Origin of the sequence: Primorskyibacter sp. S87, from assembly GCF_049801055.1 — a bacterium.
Lineage (GTDB): Bacteria > Pseudomonadota > Alphaproteobacteria > Rhodobacterales > Rhodobacteraceae > JBNAGF01.
This window is the reverse complement of record NZ_JBNAGF010000016.1, coordinates 24,796-41,351: the sequence shown is the minus strand read 5'-3', so window position 1 is coordinate 41,351 and position 16,556 is coordinate 24,796. Positions and strand designations below refer to the sequence as shown.

The following is a 16,556-nucleotide window of genomic DNA, read 5'->3' as shown; positions in this document are numbered from 1 at the left end:
TTACCGTTTGCGGACTATATAGGGCTGTAATGGACAAATACCCGGATCAAAAGCGCGCAGTGCAATACCTCTATCCACCGGTCGACCCGTTTGATCAGCGGATGGTGGATGTTGGGCAGGGCCACCGCATCTATGTCGAGCAATGCGGCAACCCGGATGGCGTTCCGGTGATTGTTCTGCATGGCGGTCCTGGCGGCGGGTGTAGTCCGGCCATGCGCCGTTATTTTGATCCCAGAGTCTATCGGGTTGTGCTGTTTGATCAGCGCGGCTGCGGCCGGTCGCGGCCTCATGCGTCGGTAGAGGACAACACGACCTGGCATCTGGTGGCAGATATCGAAGTGATTCGACGTCAACTGGGCATCGACAGCTGGATGGTATTCGGTGGAAGTTGGGGTGCGACGCTGGCGCTGGTGTATGCACAGACGCATCCCGAGCGCGTGCGACATTTGATCCTCCGCGGTGTGTTCCTGATGACGCAGTCCGAACTGGACTGGTTCTATGGTGGCGGGGCAGGAAAGTTCTGGCCCGAAACGTGGTCCAATTTTGCTTCCCTCGTTCCACCAAATGAACGCGATGATTTGATCCGGGCCTACAACAAGCGTTTGTTTTCCGGTGATCTGGCGGAAGAAATAAAGTTTGGCCGGGCTTGGTCTGCATGGGAAAACGCGCTGGCATCCATTCACTCTAATGGATCAACCGGAGACAGTCCCGGTGAGTATGCCCGCGCCTTTGCACGCTTGGAGAACCACTATTTCATAAATGGTGGGTTCTTGGAGTTCGATGGCCAGATCCTCGCGAATATGGGACGGATTTCTCATATCCCGGGCATAATCGTGCAGGGTCGTTATGACATGATCTGTCCGCCGACTTCGGCTTGGAAGCTGAGCGAATTGTGGCCCATGTCCGAACTCAAGATGGTGCGCGGCGCGGGCCACGCACTGTCCGAACCGGGCATATCGGCAGAATTGGTGCGAGCAATGGACAGAATTGCCGATAGGTTGCGCAAATGAGTCGTCTGGATCGCCGTGCCCTGTTTACGTCCGGTGCCGCTGCGGCTTTGTTGGCAGCGACCGGAGTTTCTCTCAACGCTGCTCCCAAGACCGGCGGCACATTGCGGCTCGCGGTTCCGCGGGAAGGCGATATGCTCGCGATTCTTGCGCGCGGGGCGGTTTTTGACACTCTGACAGAGATTGCCCCTGACGGAACCCTGCGTGGGGAACTGGCAACAGGCTGGCAAACAGATGCCGAGGCGCGTCTTTGGCAATTCGAATTGCGCGATGGAGTGCAGTTCCACGATGGCACCAATCTGACTGCAGAGGATGTCCTGTCCACGTTGCGGGCCAGCGGCATCTCACTGCGTCACGCGGACATCACAGGACCTTTTGCGTTGTTGCTTGAGTTGGAGGAAAGCCGTCCGGATCTGCCCTTGGTTCTGGCGCAGGACTCTTTTGGTATTTGTCCCCGGGACAAGTTGGACATGCCGTTTTCGGAAATCGTAGGAGCCGGGTGTTACCAAGTTGAACGCGCTCGGGAAGGGCGCCATTTCCGGGCTCGACGGGTTGCCGAACACTATCGGGCGGATCGTGCCGGATGGGCAAACGTAGTTGAGATTGCAGTTATTCCGGACCCCTCTGTTCGCGCTGAGGCTCTGAGAGATGGATTTGTGGATGTGGCCGTCTTGCCGGAACCAGAAGGGCTGATTGGACGCGGCAAGTATCGCTACCACCCGTCTGAACGAGATATGACCTTGGCAGTCGCGTCTTCGGTCGGCTTGCCCGGTCGGATTGGCGGTGCCGCTCTGGACGGCGGGCGATTGGCGGAACGTTGGTGGATGCTCTGACGTTCTGAAGTCCTGCCATTCAAATCTCGTGACTGGCGAAAATTCGACCTTTGGAATGGTCGGGGTTGCAGACTCGTTATCCAAGGCGTATATGGCGTTTCAACAGCGGCGCGTCGGGCCTCGGGCTCGAAGCTCCACCGGGAATATCAGACGGGCCGCGCGCCCGTTTTTTTGTGCTTGGACCTAATGACAAACGACTTGATAGCAAAAGCTGCCATCGACCGGCGCCTTGTCGAGATCATCACCCCGGTGATCGAGGACATGGGCTATGAGCTGGTGCGAATACGCCTGATGAGCGGCAAGCAGACAACTTTGCAGATCATGGCTGACAAGCCTGAGGGCGGCATTGAGGTCGATGATTGTGCCGAGATTTCGAATGCCGTGAGCGCGATTCTCGACGTGGAGGATCCGATCCTCGACGCATATGCGCTCGAAGTGTCCAGCCCGGGCATCGACCGCCCGCTGACACGTCTCAAGGACTTCGAGATGTTCGAAGGCTATGAGGCCAAGCTGGAGACTGCAGAATTGATTGATGGTCGCCGCCGCTTCAAAGGTGAATTGGCAGGGGTCGAAGGTGACGAAGTTCTGATCAATCTGGCTCAGGACGGAGAGGTCATAACAATCGGTCTGCAATTTGACTGGCTCAGCGATGCAAAGCTGGTCCTGACGGATGACCTGATCAAGGAAATGTTGCGCCAGCGCAAAGACGCCGGTGCCCTGAACGAAGACAAGTTCGACGAAATCGAGACCGAAGGGTCGGAAGAGGAGACGAAGTAATGGCAATCACCTCAGCCAACCAGCTGGAGCTGTTGCAAACCGCCGAAGCGGTTGCCCGCGAAAAGATGATCGACCCCGGACTGGTGGTCGAGGCTATGGAGGAAAGCCTCGCCCGTGCCGCCAAGAGCCGTTACGGATCCGAGATGGACATCCGGGTCTCGATCGACCGCAAGACCGGCAAGGCGACCTTTACGCGCGTTCGCACCGTGGTCGAGGATGAAGAGCTTGAGAACTACCAGGCCGAGATGACCGTCGAACAGGCGCGTCAGTATCTCGAAAGCCCTGCCATCGGGGATCAGTATGTCGAAGAGATCCCGCCGGTTGAAATGGGCCGGATTGCGGCTCAGTCGGCAAAGCAGGTGATTCTGCAGAAGGTCAGGGAAGCCGAGCGGGATCGCCAGTTCGAAGAATTCAAGGACCGCGCGGGAACCATCATCAATGGTGTCGTCAAGCGCGAGGAATACGGCAATGTTATCGTCGATGTAGGCGCTGGCGAAGCCATCCTGCGTCGTAACGAAAAGATCGGCCGGGAAAGCTATCGCCCGAATGACCGCATCCGTTGCTATATCAAGGATGTTCGCCGTGAAGTGCGCGGCCCGCAGATCTTCCTGAGCCGCACTGCCCCTGAGTTCATGGCGGAGCTGTTCAAGATGGAAGTTCCCGAGATTTACGATGGCATCATCGAGATCAAGGCCGTTGCTCGGGATCCGGGTTCGCGTGCCAAGATCGCCGTAATCTCATATGACGGTTCGATTGATCCTGTCGGTGCTTGTGTCGGTATGCGCGGCTCACGCGTTCAGGCCGTCGTGAACGAGCTTCAGGGCGAGAAGATCGACATTATCCCGTGGAACGAAGACCAACCGACCTTCCTTGTGAATGCCCTTCAGCCCGCTGAAGTGTCCAAGGTGGTTCTGGATGAAGAAGCTGGCAAGATCGAGGTCGTTGTTCCGGAAGAGCAGCTGAGCCTTGCCATCGGCCGTCGCGGCCAGAACGTGCGTCTGGCAAGCCAGCTGACCAATCTCGATATCGACATCATGACCGAGGAGGAGGAATCGGCCCGCCGCCAGAAAGAATTCGAGGCACGGACCAAGCTCTTTATCGAAACGCTGGATCTGGACGAGTTCTTTGCTCAGCTGCTGGTTTCCGAAGGGTTCACGAACCTTGAAGAAGTGGCGTATGTCGAGCTTGACGAACTTCTGGTCATTGATGGTGTTGACGAGGGAACTGCCGAAGAACTGCAGGCCCGCGCTCGCGACTATCTGGAAGCGCAGGCCAAGGCGGCGCTCGACAATGCCCGGTCCATGGGTGTCGAGGACAGCCTTATTGAATTCGAAGGCCTGACACCCCAGATGGTGGAAGCATTGGCCAAGGACGATGTAAAATCGCTGGAAGACTTTGCGACTTGTGCCGATTGGGAATTGGCCGGCGGCTGGACAACCGTTGATGGCGAGCGGGTCAAGGATGACGGCATCCTTGAGCCTTTTGGCGTTTCGCTGGAAGAGGCCCAAAACTTCGTTATGACGGCCCGGATCGTTCTGGGCTGGGTAGATCCCGAAGAGCTAATCAGCGAAGAAGAACCGGTTGAAGGTGAAGAACAGGAGGCCGAGGCCTGAACTCGTCGGGCCTCGCACATAAAACGATGAGTCGCGGTGGTAAACCAAAGGACCGCTCTGACGGACCTGAACGCAAATGCGTCGCCACGGGCGAGGCGCAGCCCAAACATGGGCTGATCCGTTTTGTGGCAGGGCCGGCCGGGCAAGTTGTTCCCGATGTGATGGGCAAACTGCCCGGGCGGGGGGTTTATGTCGCCGCGGATCGCGTTGCATTGAACAAAGCCGTGGAAAAGAAGCTGTTTTCCCGCGGCCTGAAAATGCAAACCACCGTGCCGGACGGCCTTGCCGATGAGGTCGAACGACAGCTGGTGGCCCGAGTGATTGAACTTGTCAGCCTGGCCCGCAAGTCCGGCGATGCGGTTGCAGGCTATGAAAAAGTTAAGAGTTGGCTCGACCGGGAAGAGGCCGAGATACTGATACAGGCCTCGGACGGATCGGGTCGTGGAAAGTCGAAACTGAGTACTCCGCATTTCGGCAGCTACATTGGTTGGCTGACCGCAGATGAATTGGGCATGGCATTTGGGCGCGAAACAGTGATACATGCGGCTCTGGCCTCTGGTGGACTCGCCAAACGTGTTGTAGAGGAAGCGCAGCGCTTGCGTGGCTTGCGCGAAACGGATGACGGCGGCAAGGGCCGCTCGGAAGGGTAAGTAGCTTTATGAGCGATAGTGACGGCAAAAAGACATTGGGTCTTCGTGGATCCCGCCCGGGGAACGTGAAACAGAGTTTCAGCCACGGACGGACCAAGAATGTCGTGGTGGAAACCAAACGCAAACGCGTTGTGGTTCCCAAGCCGGGTGCAGGCAAACCCAGCGCCTCAGGCGGCTCGCCTGCCGGCGACGCTTCGCGCCGTCCTGCAGGGATCTCGGATGCCGAGATGGCCCGCCGCCTGAAGGCGCTCCAGGCCGCCAAAGCCCGCGAGGCCGAGGAATCGGCGCGCCGTGAGGCTGAGGAAAAAGCACGCGAAGAAGAACGCGCCCGCCGCCGTGCCGAACAGGAAGCCAAGGAACGCGAACAGCGCGAAGCCGAAGAGCGTGCCCGCGCAAAGGCCGAAGAAGAAGACCGCAAGCGCAAGGAGGCCGAAGAGGCAGCCCGTCGTGCTGCCGCTGCGCCCAAGCCAGAGCCCAAGCCGGAAGCTTCGCGCCCTGCAAAGCCATCGCAGCCTGAAGGACAGCGCCGCGACGACCGCGAACAGCGCAACACACGCGGCAAGGGCCGCGACGACAACCGTCGTTCGGGTAAGCTGACACTCAGCCAGGCGACCGGCGGCGCCGGCGGTCGGCATCGATCGATGGCTGCGATGAAGCGCAAGCAGGAACGTGCCCGGCAGAAAGCCATGGGTGGCAGTGTCGAGCGCGAAAAGGTTGTGCGCGACGTTCAGTTGCCCGAAGCGATTGTTGTTTCGGAACTGGCGAATCGGATGGCCGAGCGGGTTGCGGATATCGTCAAATCGCTCATGAACATGGGTATGATGGTGACGCAGAACCAGACAATCGATGCTGACACCGCCGAACTCATCATCGAGGAATTCGGTCACAAGGTCGTTCGCGTGTCCGATGCCGATGTCGAGGACGTCATCAAGGAAGTCGAAGACAGCGAAGGCGATCTGCAACCGCGCCCGCCGGTTATCACCATCATGGGCCATGTCGACCACGGCAAGACCTCGCTGCTGGATGCGATCCGAGACGCCAAGGTGGTTTCCGGCGAAGCCGGTGGCATCACCCAGCATATCGGCGCCTACCAGGTGAAGACCGAAAGCGGTTCCGTGCTGTCCTTCCTCGACACGCCCGGCCACGCGGCCTTTACGTCAATGCGTTCGCGCGGTGCGCAGGTCACGGATATCGTGGTTCTGGTTGTTGCTGCTGATGACGCGGTGATGCCCCAGACCGTCGAGGCGATCAACCACGCAAAAGCGGCCGAAGTGCCGATGATCGTGGCAATCAACAAGATCGACAAACCCGAAGCCGATCCGGACAAGGTCCGCACCGACCTGCTGCAGCACGAAGTGATTGTGGAAAAGATGTCCGGTGAAGTGCAGGACGTAGAAGTCTCTGCCGTGACTGGCCAGGGTCTCGATGAATTGCTCGAAGCGATTGCGCTGCAGGCCGAAATTCTTGAACTGAAAGCCAATCCAGATCGCGCGGCCCAAGGTGCCGTGATCGAGGCACAGCTGGATGTCGGCCGTGGACCTGTCGCTACGGTTCTGGTTCAGAAAGGTACCCTGAAGCAGGGCGACATCTTCGTGGTTGGGGAGCAATACGGTAAAGTCCGCGCCCTGATCAACGATAAGGGTGACCGCGTTAAGGAAGCCGGACCTTCTGTTCCGGTCGAAGTTCTGGGCCTCAATGGTACGCCCGAAGCCGGTGACGTGCTGAACGTGACCGAAACCGAAGCACAGGCACGCGAGATCGCCGAATACCGTGCTCAGGTTGCCAAGGACAAACGGGCAGCGGCCGGCGCGGCGACCACTCTTGAACAGCTGATGCAGAAGGCCAAGGAAGACGAAAACGTCGCCGAATTGCCCATTCTCGTAAAAGCTGACGTGCAAGGCTCTGCCGAAGCGATCGTTCAAGCGATGGAAAAGATCGGAAACGATGAGGTTCGTGTCCGCGTTCTGCATTCCGGTGTGGGTGCCATCACCGAAACCGATATTGGTCTGGCCGAAGCTTCCGGAGCGCCGGTGATGGGCTTCAACGTCCGCGCCAACACGTCGGCCCGGAACACTGCGAACCAGAAAGGCGTCGAGATCCGGTACTATTCGGTGATCTACGATCTGGTCGACGATGTGAAAGCCGCGGCCTCGGGCCTGCTCAGCGCCGAGATTCGCGAAAACTTCATCGGATACGCCGAGATCAAGGAAGTCTTCAAGGTCACCGGCGTCGGCAAGGTTGCTGGTTGTCTGGTTACCGAAGGCGTTGCCCGCCGCTCGGCCGGTGTTCGACTGCTGCGAGATAACGTGGTGATACACGAAGGTACGCTCAAGACGCTGAAACGCTTCAAGGACGAAGTGCCCGAAGTCCAGTCCGGGCAGGAATGTGGTATGGCCTTCGAGAATTACGATGACATCCGCCCTGGTGATGTGATCGAGATCTTCGAGCGCGAAGAAGTGACCCGTACGCTCGACTGATGAATTCTTACCAAGATGAAAAAGCCCGCCAACCTGGCGGGCTTTTTTTATTCTGAGCGACCGTAGCATCGGCCGAGAGTTTCGGGGATGTCTACCAAATGAGCCTTTGGCTATAGGTCTGTATTCACAGCCAATCCCGCAGTATAGGTATCAGCGGAATATCTGCTGCCGGCATTGGATAGTCGCGCAAATTCTCTGGCTTCACCCACTTCAATGCCTGTCCCTCGCGGGACTGGGGGAAGCCTTCCCATTTCCGGCAGGCGAACAGCGGCATCAGCAGGTGAAAATCGTCGTAGCTGTGGCTGGCGAAGGTCAAGGGCGCCAGGCAGGATGCCCAAGTGTCGATGCCGAGTTCTTCGTGCAATTCCCGAATCAAGGCGGCTTCTGGCGTTTCGCCGGCTTCGATCTTGCCACCCGGAAACTCCCACAGGCCCGCCATGGATTTGCCTTCCGGGCGTTGCCCGAGCAGCACCCTGCCATCGACGTCAATCAATGCGACGGCGGAAACCAATACGGTCTTCAATGCCATGCCTCCTGATGAACCTCGGTTGTGCGGTCTGCCCGGGATCGGGTGCGGCTCACGACCGGTAATCCGCGTTGATGGTAATGTACTGATGCGTCAGATCGCAGGTCCAGACGGTGGCCTCACCATGACCAAGGCCCAGGTCGACATGAATAGTAACGTCCTGCTTCTTCATCTCTGCTGCCCCAAGGTCCTCTTGATAGTTTGGCGCAACCCAACCTTTTTCGGCGACGAGAACATCGCCGAACCGTATGCTCAGCAGGTCTCGGTCTGCCGCGGCTCCGGATTTACCGATGGCCATCACCACCCGACCCCAGTTGGGATCCTCACCCGCTATTGCAGTTTTCACCAATGGTGAATTTGCGATTGCAAGACCATGAACCTTGGCATCTTTGTTGGTGACGGCACCGGTTACCCGGATTTCCACAAACTTGCTTGCTCCTTCGCCATCACGAACCACTTGGTGCGCGAGGTCCAGCATCACCCGCCGCAACGCAGCCGAAAAAGACGGATTGCCTGTCGCATCGACACCCGAAGCTCCGGTCGCGCACAGCATGAGGCTGTCGGAAGTCGAGGTGTCGCTATCAACCGTGATACAGTTGAAACTGGTTTCGTTTTCGCCTGACAAAAGCTCTTGCAACGCGGTCTGATCGTATTCGGCATCGGTAAAGATATAGACCAGCATGGTGGCCATATCGGGGGCAATCATACCGGAGCCTTTGGCGATCCCGGCAATGGAGACAGTTTGCCCGTTGATTTCAAACTGAGCAGAGGCCGCTTTGGCGAATGTGTCCGTGGTCATGATCGCACGGGCGGCATCCTCCAGCCGGTCTTCGGAAAGACCTGCGGTCAACTCCGAGATCTTGGCGACAATCCGTTCATGCGGGAGCGGCTCGCCGATCACGCCTGTCGAAGCGGTGAACACACGATCGTTAGCCACACCAGTGGCGTCAGAAACGGCTTCGACAATCTCGGCCACCGAGGTTTGACCATAATGCCCGGTAAACGCATTCGAATTGCCCGAGTTCACCAGAATGGCGGCCCCGGATTCGGTGCTGCCGCCCAGTTTCGCCTGACAGTCCAGAACCGGAGCCGAGCGCGTGGCCGAACGGGTGAAGACCCCGGCCACGGATGTTCCGGGCGTCAATTGTGCCAGCATCACATCGGTGCGGCCTTGGTATTTGACTCCGGCCGAGGCCGATGCGAGGCGAACACCCTTGATCGCGGGCAGTTCGGGAAAAGTCTCGGGGGCCAGCGGAGATCGGGGCATCGACATTCCGATTACTCCATCACAAGATCGATCTGCTGAAGCAGTTCGGGGGTGAAACCTTCAATTTCAGGCCGTTCGATTTCTGCGGCTGTGGTCAGTTCGGCCACCCGATCGGCGATCGCGGTCTTTCGAAGATCCTCTTCAATCGTGCCACGAACTTCGTCCAGAGACGGTGCTTCGGCTTTTTTCTTGTCGTTCAGAATAATGATGTGCCAGCCGAACTGGGTTTTGACAGGGGCTGAAATCTGCCCGGTTTCCAGTTCCATCACGGCGGCCTGAAATTCGGGCACCATGCTGCCCTCGCCAAACCAGCCCAACTCACCTCCGGACGGGCCTGACGGGCCGGTCGACTTCTCTTTGGCGGTTTCGGCAAAGTCGGCGCCGTTCTCCAGGTCCGCTTGAATTGCTTTCGCTTCATCCTCAGTCTCTACAAGGATGTGCGACGCGTTGTATTCAAACCCTTCAACACCATCGGCGAATTTCTCGTTATAGGCCGCCTGAATGGCTTCGTCGGTCACGACTTCGGCAATGATGCCTTCCATTGCACTGGCAGCAAGCATCGACCGGCGTTCGTTTTCCAGCGTCAGTGCGATGTGGCGGGGTGCCTCATCGGGAAGGCTCTGCTTGAGGGCTGTTTGTTGGATCAGTTGGTCTAGAATGGCGTCATAAAGAACATCTGCCGGCAATTCCTGATACTGTTGCGGGAGCGAGGCCCGGGCCACGATAAGGTGACCCAATGTGATCTCGTCCCCGTTCACACGGGCCAACACCGTATCCGCGTTGGGCTTGTCTGCTGCGACGGCCGGCATGGCTACAGCCACGGCAAACGCCAGCGGAGCCAGAAAAGTGAGACCTTTGGGCATTGAATCATCCTATTCATAGGCCGCGACGGGGCGCGGCGTTGACACTGTTTCAGCCGCCCCTTACATCGCCTTGAGGCCTTGGACAGGACCGCCTTTCATCCCCCGTATGTATGGGTTGCAGAAGGGGCGGGCAAGCCTGTCTCAACCACGTAAAGTTTGGATCCGCTGGAGTAGATATGCTGGGACTCGGAACTCTCGCCAAAAAGGTGTTCGGAACGCCGAATGACCGCAAAATTAAGGCGACACGCCCGCTGATCGAGAAGATCAACGCACTTGAGCCGGAGTTCGAGAAACTCAGCGACGACGGCCTGAAGGAAAAGACCGAAGCACTGCGCAAGCGCGCGAATGAAGGTGAAAGCCTTGACGACCTATTGCCGGAAGCCTTCGCCAATGTACGCGAAGCAGCAAAACGGGCATTGGGTCTGCGCGCCTTTGACGTCCAGTTGATGGGTGGCGTCTTCCTGCATCAAGGCAACATCTCGGAAATGAAAACCGGTGAAGGTAAAACACTGGTTGCTACTTTCCCAGCCTATCTGAATGCGCTGACCGGCAAGGGCGTTCATGTTGTGACCGTCAACGAATACCTTGCCAAGCGGGACGCCGAATGGATGGGCAAGGTATTTGGCATGCTTGGCATGTCCACTGGCGTTATCTGGTCCGGGCAGGAAAACGACGCCAAAATGGCCGCCTATTCCAGCGATGTGACCTATGCAACCAACAACGAGCTTGGCTTCGACTATCTGCGCGACAACATGAAGTCGGACCTGCCCGAAGTTTTTCAGAAAGAGCATAACTTTGCCATCGTCGACGAAGTTGACTCGATTCTCATCGACGAAGCGCGCACACCGCTGATCATTTCTGGCCCCGCTCAGGATCGCTCCGAATTGTACAAGTCGATCGACGGTTTGATTCCGATGTTGGATGACAGCCATTTCGAACTGGACGAAAAAACGCGAAACGTGACCTTTACCGACGAAGGTAACGAATTCCTCGAAGCGCAGCTTTCAGCGCGGGACATGCTGGCCGAAGGCCAGACCCTTTATGACCCGGAAAGCACCACTGTCGTGCATCACATCAATCAGGGTCTGCGGGCACATAAGCTGTTTCAGAAAGACAAAGACTACATCGTCCGCGACGGTGAAGTGGTTCTGATTGACGAATTCACTGGCCGCATGATGCCGGGCCGGCGCCTTTCTGATGGTCTGCACCAGGCGATCGAAGCCAAGGAAGGCGTTTCGATCCAACCCGAGAACGTGACTCTGGCCTCGGTGACATTCCAGAATTACTTCCGCCTCTACGGAAAGCTCTCCGGCATGACCGGCACCGCGCTGACCGAGGCCGAGGAATTTGGCGAGATCTATGGGCTGGGTGTGGTCGAAGTGCCCACCAACAAGCCGGTGGCGCGGGTCGACGAAGACGACAAGGTCTATCGTACGGTGGCCGAAAAATACGCCGCAATGATCGAGGAAACCAAGAAGGCCCACGAAAAGGGTCAGCCGGTTCTGGTCGGAACGACCTCGATCGAGAAATCCGAACAGCTGAGCCAGCTGCTCGACAAGAAAAAGATCCCGCACAACGTGCTCAACGCGCGCCAGCATGAGAAAGAGGCGCAAATCGTCGCCGAGGCAGGCCGTCTGGGCGCGGTTACTATTGCCACCAACATGGCTGGCCGGGGTACCGACATTCAGCTTGGCGGTAATGTGGAAATGAAGGTTCTGGCCGCGTTGGCCGAGAATCCCGAAGCCGATCCCGCCGAGTTGCGCGCCGCCGAAGAGGCCAAGCACGCCGAAGAAAAGCAGAAGGTGCTGGATGCTGGAGGCCTTTATGTGATGGCGTCAGAACGCCACGAAAGCCGCCGGATCGACAACCAGTTGCGTGGCCGTTCCGGTCGTCAGGGTGATCCGGGCCGCACATCATTCTACTTGTCATTGGAAGATGACCTGATGCGGATCTTTGGGTCGGAACGGCTCGACAAGGTGCTGAAGACTCTGGGTATGAAAGAGGGCGAGGCCATCATCCACCCATGGGTAAACAAGTCTCTGGAACGCGCACAGGCCAAGGTGGAAGGGCGAAACTTCGATATCCGGAAACAGGTATTGAAATTCGATGACGTCATGAATGATCAGCGTAAGGTGATCTTCAATCAGCGACGTGAGATCATGGCCGCCGAAGACCTGAACGATGTCGTGTCCGATATGCGGTATCAGGTTATCGATGACCTGATCGATGAGTTCATGCCGCCCAAGACATATGCCGATCAGTGGAATGTCGAAGGGCTTTATGCGCAAACCATTGAAAAACTGGGTATTGATGCCCCGGTGATCGAATGGGCTGCGGAAGAAGGCGTGGATGACGAAGAAATCCGCGAGCGCCTGATCAAGGAAACCGACGAGGCGATGGCCAAGAAAGCTGTCGGTTTCGGGCCTGAAACCATGCGTAACATCGAAAAGCAGGTTCTGTTGCAGACCATTGACAGCAAATGGCGTGAACATCTGGTCACGCTGGAGCATTTGCGGTCGGTCGTCGGATTTCGTGGTTATGCACAGCGTGACCCGCTGAACGAATACAAGACAGAAAGCTTCCAGCTTTTCGAATCGCTTTTGGACGGATTGCGGGAAACCGTAACGCAACAGCTAGCGCATGTTCGGCCGTTGTCCGAAGAGGAGCAGCGTGAAATGCTGGCGCAGATTGCCGCGCAACAGGGTGGGCAACAAGGCGGGACACCGCCTTCAGCCGATGCGGAAGCTGCAGGAAGCCAGCCCGAGGCGCAAACCGAAGCCCAACCGGAAACTCCGCCAGCCGAGGGATTTGTCGAAGACGATCCGTCGACATGGGGTAACCCGGGGCGCAATGACAAATGCCCCTGTGGGAGCGGCAAGAAGTTCAAGCATTGCCACGGGCGTTTGGCCTGAGATCGCACGATGGGTGCCTGATCTCCCACCTGCTCTAGCGGTGTAGGGCGCTCCGAACGATCTGATCATGTCAGAATAACTCCCCAAGGCGGCCACATGTTGGCCGCCTTTTGTCGCCATCTATTGCTTGGGTCATCAGGTGATGGAGGGTGACATGTCCAGAAAGAATCTTCTTGTCTCGGTAGGCGGAACGGCTGCCTGCGCGCTCGGCATCGGCTTTTTTATGCAGAGCGGCAACGCATCAAACAGCCCGATTGTCATCCCGACGCCCGCACCGGTGCAACTGTCTGTGCAGAAGCCACGGGGCGCATCCGATGTTGATGACTACGGGATGCTGGCGGTCGAAGCCATCACGCTGACATCTGCGACACTGGACAAGGTCCAGCCGCGCCGATTGCCCGAACCCAGCCTCGAAGCAGTGGGTCCGTTGTCCGAACCGTTTGGCGATGCCACTTTGCCTCGTACACCCAACGATCCGGACATGCCGCAGCTGGGTTGCGACCTCAGTGCGACTGCGTCTGCCGCGCCCATGGCGATGGTGGATCTGTCGGTTTCCGCGCCATGTTTCGGAAACCAGCGCGTTACGGTTCACCACAACGGGATGATGTTCACCGATGCAACCGACAAGAACGGAGGTCTTTCCGTTCAGATCCCTGCCCTCGCAGAACGCGCCGTTTTCATCATCGCTCTGGATAGTGGTCAGGGTGCGGTTGCCAGCACTTTGGTTGAGGATCTAAAGGGTTATCGTCGGGTCGTTCTACAATGGTCGGGCCGTTCCGGTTTTCAGGTTCACGCCCGTGAGTTCGGTGCCAGCTATGGGGAAAGTGGACATGTCTGGTCGGGCTCACCGACAAATCAGGGTGGGAAAGGTATTCTCACTCAATTGGGTGAGCGCAATACGCTCGAACCCCAGTTGGCCGAGATTTATAGCCTGCCGGTTGACCAAAGCACACAGCCCGGTTCGGTGGCATTGAGCATCGAAACTGAAGTAGGGCGTGCAAACTGCGGTCGCGATATTGACGCCCAGTCACTGGAGCTTATGAAATCTGGGAGGTTGCGGACGCGTGATCTGACCATGTCGATGCCGGATTGTAGCGCAATTGGTGATTTTCTGGTGTTGAATAATCTGATCGAAGACCTGAAGATCGCCGCAAAATAACCCGCGGGAATTCAGGTAATCACATGACTTGGTTGCGTGCGGCGGTTTTCGCCGCACTTTTTCTTTTTTGCGCAGTTCGGATGGCTGTAGCACAGGACGTAACTCTTACGTCGCATGACGGGAAAGTAGAGATTTCCGGCACGCTGTTGGGTTTTGACGGTGAATTTTACAGGATCGAAACACAGTTTGGCGAGCTAACTGTGGACGGCTCGGGTGTGCTTTGTGACGGGCCGGGTTGTCCCAGTCTAACCAGTTATGTTGCAGAGATCCGGTTGTCCGGGTCTTCGACCATGGCTGATGTTCTGATGCCGGCATTGATCGAAGGCTTCGCCCTCCGCAACGGTTATAATACTGAGCGTCAGGAGACTGGCGGAAGCGGCTTTGAATACCGGCTGGTTGATGCCGGCAGCAAGGTCTCGGTGGCTCGATTCATTTTTCACATAGCTACCACGGACGAAGGTTTTGCCGATCTGCTTGCGGATGAGGCTGATATCGTCATGGCCTTGCGTGAGATCCGGCCTGCTGAACGTCAAAGGGCACGTGACCTTGGATTGGGCGATATGACCGGGATCAATCGCAGCCGCGTTCTGGCGCTCGATGCGATGGTGCCCGTGGTCGCACAAGGAAACCCCGTCCGAGCGGTTTCGGTGACAGATTTGATGCGTGCCTTTTCAGGTGAAATCAGTAATTGGCAAGAATTAGGGGGACCCGATGCGCCGATCTCCCTTCATCTCCCTGATGTCGGTTCAGGGCTGGCACAGGCCGTCGAAGACCGGCTCTTGGCGCCCGCGAAGGCAACGCTTTCGCAAAATGTCACCAGACATCGACGTAGCAGCAACCTGTCACGGGCCGTTTCGGCGGATCCGTTTGCCTTGGGAATCGCGAGTTTCTCCGAAGCTCGCCCTGCGCGCATGCTGACTCTGACCGGCGAATGTGGCTTCTCACTTTCAGCCAGCCGACGAACGATCAAAACCGAAGACTATCCCTTAACCTCGCCGATGTTCCTCTACCTGCCCGCCCGCCGGTTGCCAAAGATCGGCCGCGAGTTTTTGTCATATTCGCGGGGGCCGGCGGCTCAGGCGGTGATCCGGCGCGCCGGGTTTGTCGATCAGGCCGCCGAGCGTATTCCGGTCAACCGACAGGGAGACCGTTTGGCCAATGCGATTGCTGCCGCTGGCCCCGAGACCGGGCTGGACGAAATCCAGCGTTTGATGACTGTTTTGGCCCCGCTGGAGCGTTTGACGACGTCCTTTCGGTTCGAACCCGGATCGTCGCGCCCGGACGCGCAATCCCGTTTTAACATTGATCAACTGGCCCGGGCCCTTGAGGCAGGGGCGCATGATGCTGGTGAGTTTTTGTTTGTTGGCTTCAGCGACGGCGACGGACCTGCTGCAGGAAACAGAAAGATTGCGCTAAAGCGTGCAGAGTCAGTGCGTGACGCCGTCCTGTCGGCTGCGGAAACAGCAGGCCTCGACCGGGTGAAGATCGGTGTCGAGGCTTTTGGCGAAGCACTTCCGATGGCGTGTGACGACAGCGAATGGGGTCGACAGGTCAACCGACGTGTAGAAATCTGGGTGCGCTAAACGTGTTCAGAGATACCCCGCCGATCGAAAACTCAGTTCGCGGGATTTTCCGATAATCAGGTGATCGTGCAGGATGAGGCCCAGTGCGGAACAGGCGTCATTTACTTTGGCGGTCATCTCAATGTCGGAATGCGACGGCGTCGGATCGCCCGAAGGGTGATTGTGTACCAAAATCAGGGCCGAGGCATTGAGCTCCAGCGCCCGCTTGGCAACTTCGCGTGGATAGACGGGCACATGATCGACGGTTCCCTTGGCCTGTTCTTCATCAGCGATCAGGATGTTTTTTCGGTCCAGAAACAACACCCGGAATTGCTCGGTTTCCCTATGGGACATCGTCGTGTGGCAATAGTCCAAAATCGCATCCCAACTGGATATTACGTGGTGTTGGATCACCCGAGATCTGGCCAGGCGAGCCGCAGCAGCCTCGACGATCTTGAGTTCCACTATAACGGCTGGGCCAATGCCGGTCACAGCTTTTAGCCGTTCACGCGGAGCCGTTATGACACGATTAAAGTCTCCGAACTGGTCCAAGAGGTCACGGGCAAGTGGTTTGACGTCCCGCCTGGGGATGGCCCTAAACAAGATCAATTCCAACATTTCGTAATCCGGCAGCGCTGGCGCGCCGCCGGTCAGGAACCGCTCTCTCAGCCTTTGTCGGTGATCCTTAATGTAGGAGGGAAGTCTTCCAGTTGGCAGCGAAACTGCCTCGGCTTCATCCGTCCCGAACAGGGACGGTGCCTCATCGAACTCGTTTGGTCTGCTCATGGTGAACAGCTTCTGCTGTCATGGTGAACAGCAGGTTAACGGCAACAGGGTTCAAAGATCTGCTGCTGAGTAGCCAAACCTACCGTTCCGAATTTCATCCGCCAAAAAAATGGTGCCACCTGAA

General features: G+C 57.6%; 13 protein-coding genes. 9 read left to right on the top strand and 4 right to left on the bottom strand.

Annotated elements, in window-relative coordinates; translation table 11 throughout:
* Positions 1 to 29 precede the first annotated feature (29 nt).
* The 6 genes from pip (at position 30) to infB (ending at position 7,357) form a co-directional block, all read left to right on the top strand.
* Positions 30 to 1,010 (top strand): prolyl aminopeptidase, encoded by a 981-nt coding sequence (gene pip / locus ACP15U_RS20555; protein ID WP_425046879.1) that lies wholly within the window; start codon positions 30 to 32, stop codon positions 1,008 to 1,010.
* Complete coding sequence (locus ACP15U_RS20550; protein WP_425046878.1) at positions 1,007 to 1,840, top strand: ABC transporter substrate-binding protein; 834 nt, start codon at positions 1,007 to 1,009, stop codon at positions 1,838 to 1,840. The genes pip and ACP15U_RS20550 overlap by 4 nt, the downstream gene beginning before the upstream one ends.
* A gap of 186 nt (positions 1,841 to 2,026) precedes the next feature.
* Entirely contained in the window at positions 2,027 to 2,617 is a 591-nt protein-coding gene (gene rimP / locus ACP15U_RS20545; RefSeq protein ID WP_425046877.1) for a ribosome maturation factor RimP, read from the top strand.
* The gene (gene nusA, locus ACP15U_RS20540) at positions 2,617 to 4,230 is read left to right on the top strand and encodes a transcription termination factor NusA (RefSeq protein WP_425046876.1); all 1,614 of its coding nucleotides are present in this window, start codon (positions 2,617 to 2,619) and stop codon (positions 4,228 to 4,230) included. Before rimP ends, nusA begins: the two co-directional genes overlap by 1 nt.
* 26 nt (positions 4,231 to 4,256) lie before the next feature.
* On the top strand, positions 4,257 to 4,880 hold the full coding sequence (locus ACP15U_RS20535) for an RNA-binding protein (protein WP_425046875.1): 624 nt from the start codon (positions 4,257 to 4,259) through the stop codon (positions 4,878 to 4,880).
* A gap of 8 nt (positions 4,881 to 4,888) precedes the next feature.
* On the top strand, positions 4,889 to 7,357 hold the full coding sequence (gene infB, locus ACP15U_RS20530) for a translation initiation factor IF-2 (protein WP_425046874.1): 2,469 nt from the start codon (positions 4,889 to 4,891) through the stop codon (positions 7,355 to 7,357).
* 124 nt (positions 7,358 to 7,481) lie between these two features.
* On the opposite strand, the gene ACP15U_RS20525 is transcribed toward infB, so the two are convergent.
* Genes ACP15U_RS20525 through ACP15U_RS20515 form a run of 3 tightly spaced genes read right to left on the bottom strand, consistent with a single transcriptional unit; the run spans position 7,482 to position 10,013 of the window.
* On the bottom strand, positions 7,482 to 7,880 hold the full coding sequence (locus tag ACP15U_RS20525; protein ID WP_425046910.1) for a (deoxy)nucleoside triphosphate pyrophosphohydrolase: 399 nt from the start codon (positions 7,878 to 7,880) through the stop codon (positions 7,482 to 7,484).
* 55 nt (positions 7,881 to 7,935) lie between these two features.
* Positions 7,936 to 9,156 (bottom strand): bifunctional glutamate N-acetyltransferase/amino-acid acetyltransferase ArgJ, encoded by a 1,221-nt coding sequence (gene argJ, locus ACP15U_RS20520; protein ID WP_425046873.1) that lies wholly within the window; start codon positions 9,154 to 9,156, stop codon positions 7,936 to 7,938.
* A 5-nt stretch (positions 9,157 to 9,161) separates the two neighbouring features.
* On the bottom strand, positions 9,162 to 10,013 hold the full coding sequence (locus ACP15U_RS20515) for a peptidylprolyl isomerase (RefSeq protein ID WP_425046872.1): 852 nt from the start codon (positions 10,011 to 10,013) through the stop codon (positions 9,162 to 9,164).
* Positions 10,014 to 10,189: 176 nt separating this feature from the next.
* Here ACP15U_RS20515 and secA point away from each other — a divergent pair, with 176 nt between their 5' ends.
* From secA to ACP15U_RS20500, 3 genes are all read left to right on the top strand, one after another.
* Positions 10,190 to 12,925 (top strand): preprotein translocase subunit SecA, encoded by a 2,736-nt coding sequence (gene secA / locus ACP15U_RS20510; RefSeq protein WP_425046871.1) that lies wholly within the window; start codon positions 10,190 to 10,192, stop codon positions 12,923 to 12,925.
* Positions 12,926 to 13,079: 154 nt separating this feature from the next.
* Complete coding sequence (locus ACP15U_RS20505) at positions 13,080 to 14,084, top strand: hypothetical protein (protein WP_425046870.1); 1,005 nt, start codon at positions 13,080 to 13,082, stop codon at positions 14,082 to 14,084.
* Positions 14,085 to 14,107: 23 nt separating this feature from the next.
* Positions 14,108 to 15,667 carry a substrate-binding domain-containing protein gene (locus ACP15U_RS20500; RefSeq protein ID WP_425046869.1) on the top strand — a complete coding sequence of 520 codons (1,560 nt, stop codon included), beginning with the start codon at positions 14,108 to 14,110 and terminating at the stop codon, positions 15,665 to 15,667.
* A 6-nt stretch (positions 15,668 to 15,673) separates the two neighbouring features.
* Here ACP15U_RS20500 and radC read toward each other — a convergent pair whose 3' ends face one another.
* Entirely contained in the window at positions 15,674 to 16,432 is a 759-nt protein-coding gene (gene radC / locus ACP15U_RS20495; protein ID WP_425046868.1) for a RadC family protein, read from the bottom strand.
* Between the last annotated feature and the right edge of the window lie 124 nt (positions 16,433 to 16,556).

What these genes read in the sequence shown, in the direction of transcription:
- ACP15U_RS20550 (WP_425046878.1), top strand. Translation starts at nt 1,007, where the DNA reads ATGAGTCGTCTGGATCGCCGTGCCCTGTTTACGTCCGGTGCCGCTGCG.
- infB (WP_425046874.1), top strand. Translation starts at nt 4,889, where the DNA reads ATGAGCGATAGTGACGGCAAAAAGACATTGGGTCTTCGTGGATCCCGC.
- argJ (WP_425046873.1), bottom strand. Translation starts at nt 9,156, where the DNA reads ATGTCGATGCCCCGATCTCCGCTGGCCCCCGAGACTTTTCCCGAACTG.
- ACP15U_RS20515 (WP_425046872.1), bottom strand. Translation starts at nt 10,013, where the DNA reads ATGCCCAAAGGTCTCACTTTTCTGGCTCCGCTGGCGTTTGCCGTGGCT.
- radC (WP_425046868.1), bottom strand. Translation starts at nt 16,432, where the DNA reads ATGAGCAGACCAAACGAGTTCGATGAGGCACCGTCCCTGTTCGGGACG.
- nusA (WP_425046876.1), top strand. Translation starts at nt 2,617, where the DNA reads ATGGCAATCACCTCAGCCAACCAGCTGGAGCTGTTGCAAACCGCCGAA.
- ACP15U_RS20535 (WP_425046875.1), top strand. Translation starts at nt 4,257, where the DNA reads ATGAGTCGCGGTGGTAAACCAAAGGACCGCTCTGACGGACCTGAACGC.
- pip (WP_425046879.1), top strand. Translation starts at nt 30, where the DNA reads ATGGACAAATACCCGGATCAAAAGCGCGCAGTGCAATACCTCTATCCA.
- ACP15U_RS20500 (WP_425046869.1), top strand. Translation starts at nt 14,108, where the DNA reads ATGACTTGGTTGCGTGCGGCGGTTTTCGCCGCACTTTTTCTTTTTTGC.
- secA (WP_425046871.1), top strand. Translation starts at nt 10,190, where the DNA reads ATGCTGGGACTCGGAACTCTCGCCAAAAAGGTGTTCGGAACGCCGAAT.
- ACP15U_RS20505 (WP_425046870.1), top strand. Translation starts at nt 13,080, where the DNA reads ATGTCCAGAAAGAATCTTCTTGTCTCGGTAGGCGGAACGGCTGCCTGC.
- rimP (WP_425046877.1), top strand. Translation starts at nt 2,027, where the DNA reads ATGACAAACGACTTGATAGCAAAAGCTGCCATCGACCGGCGCCTTGTC.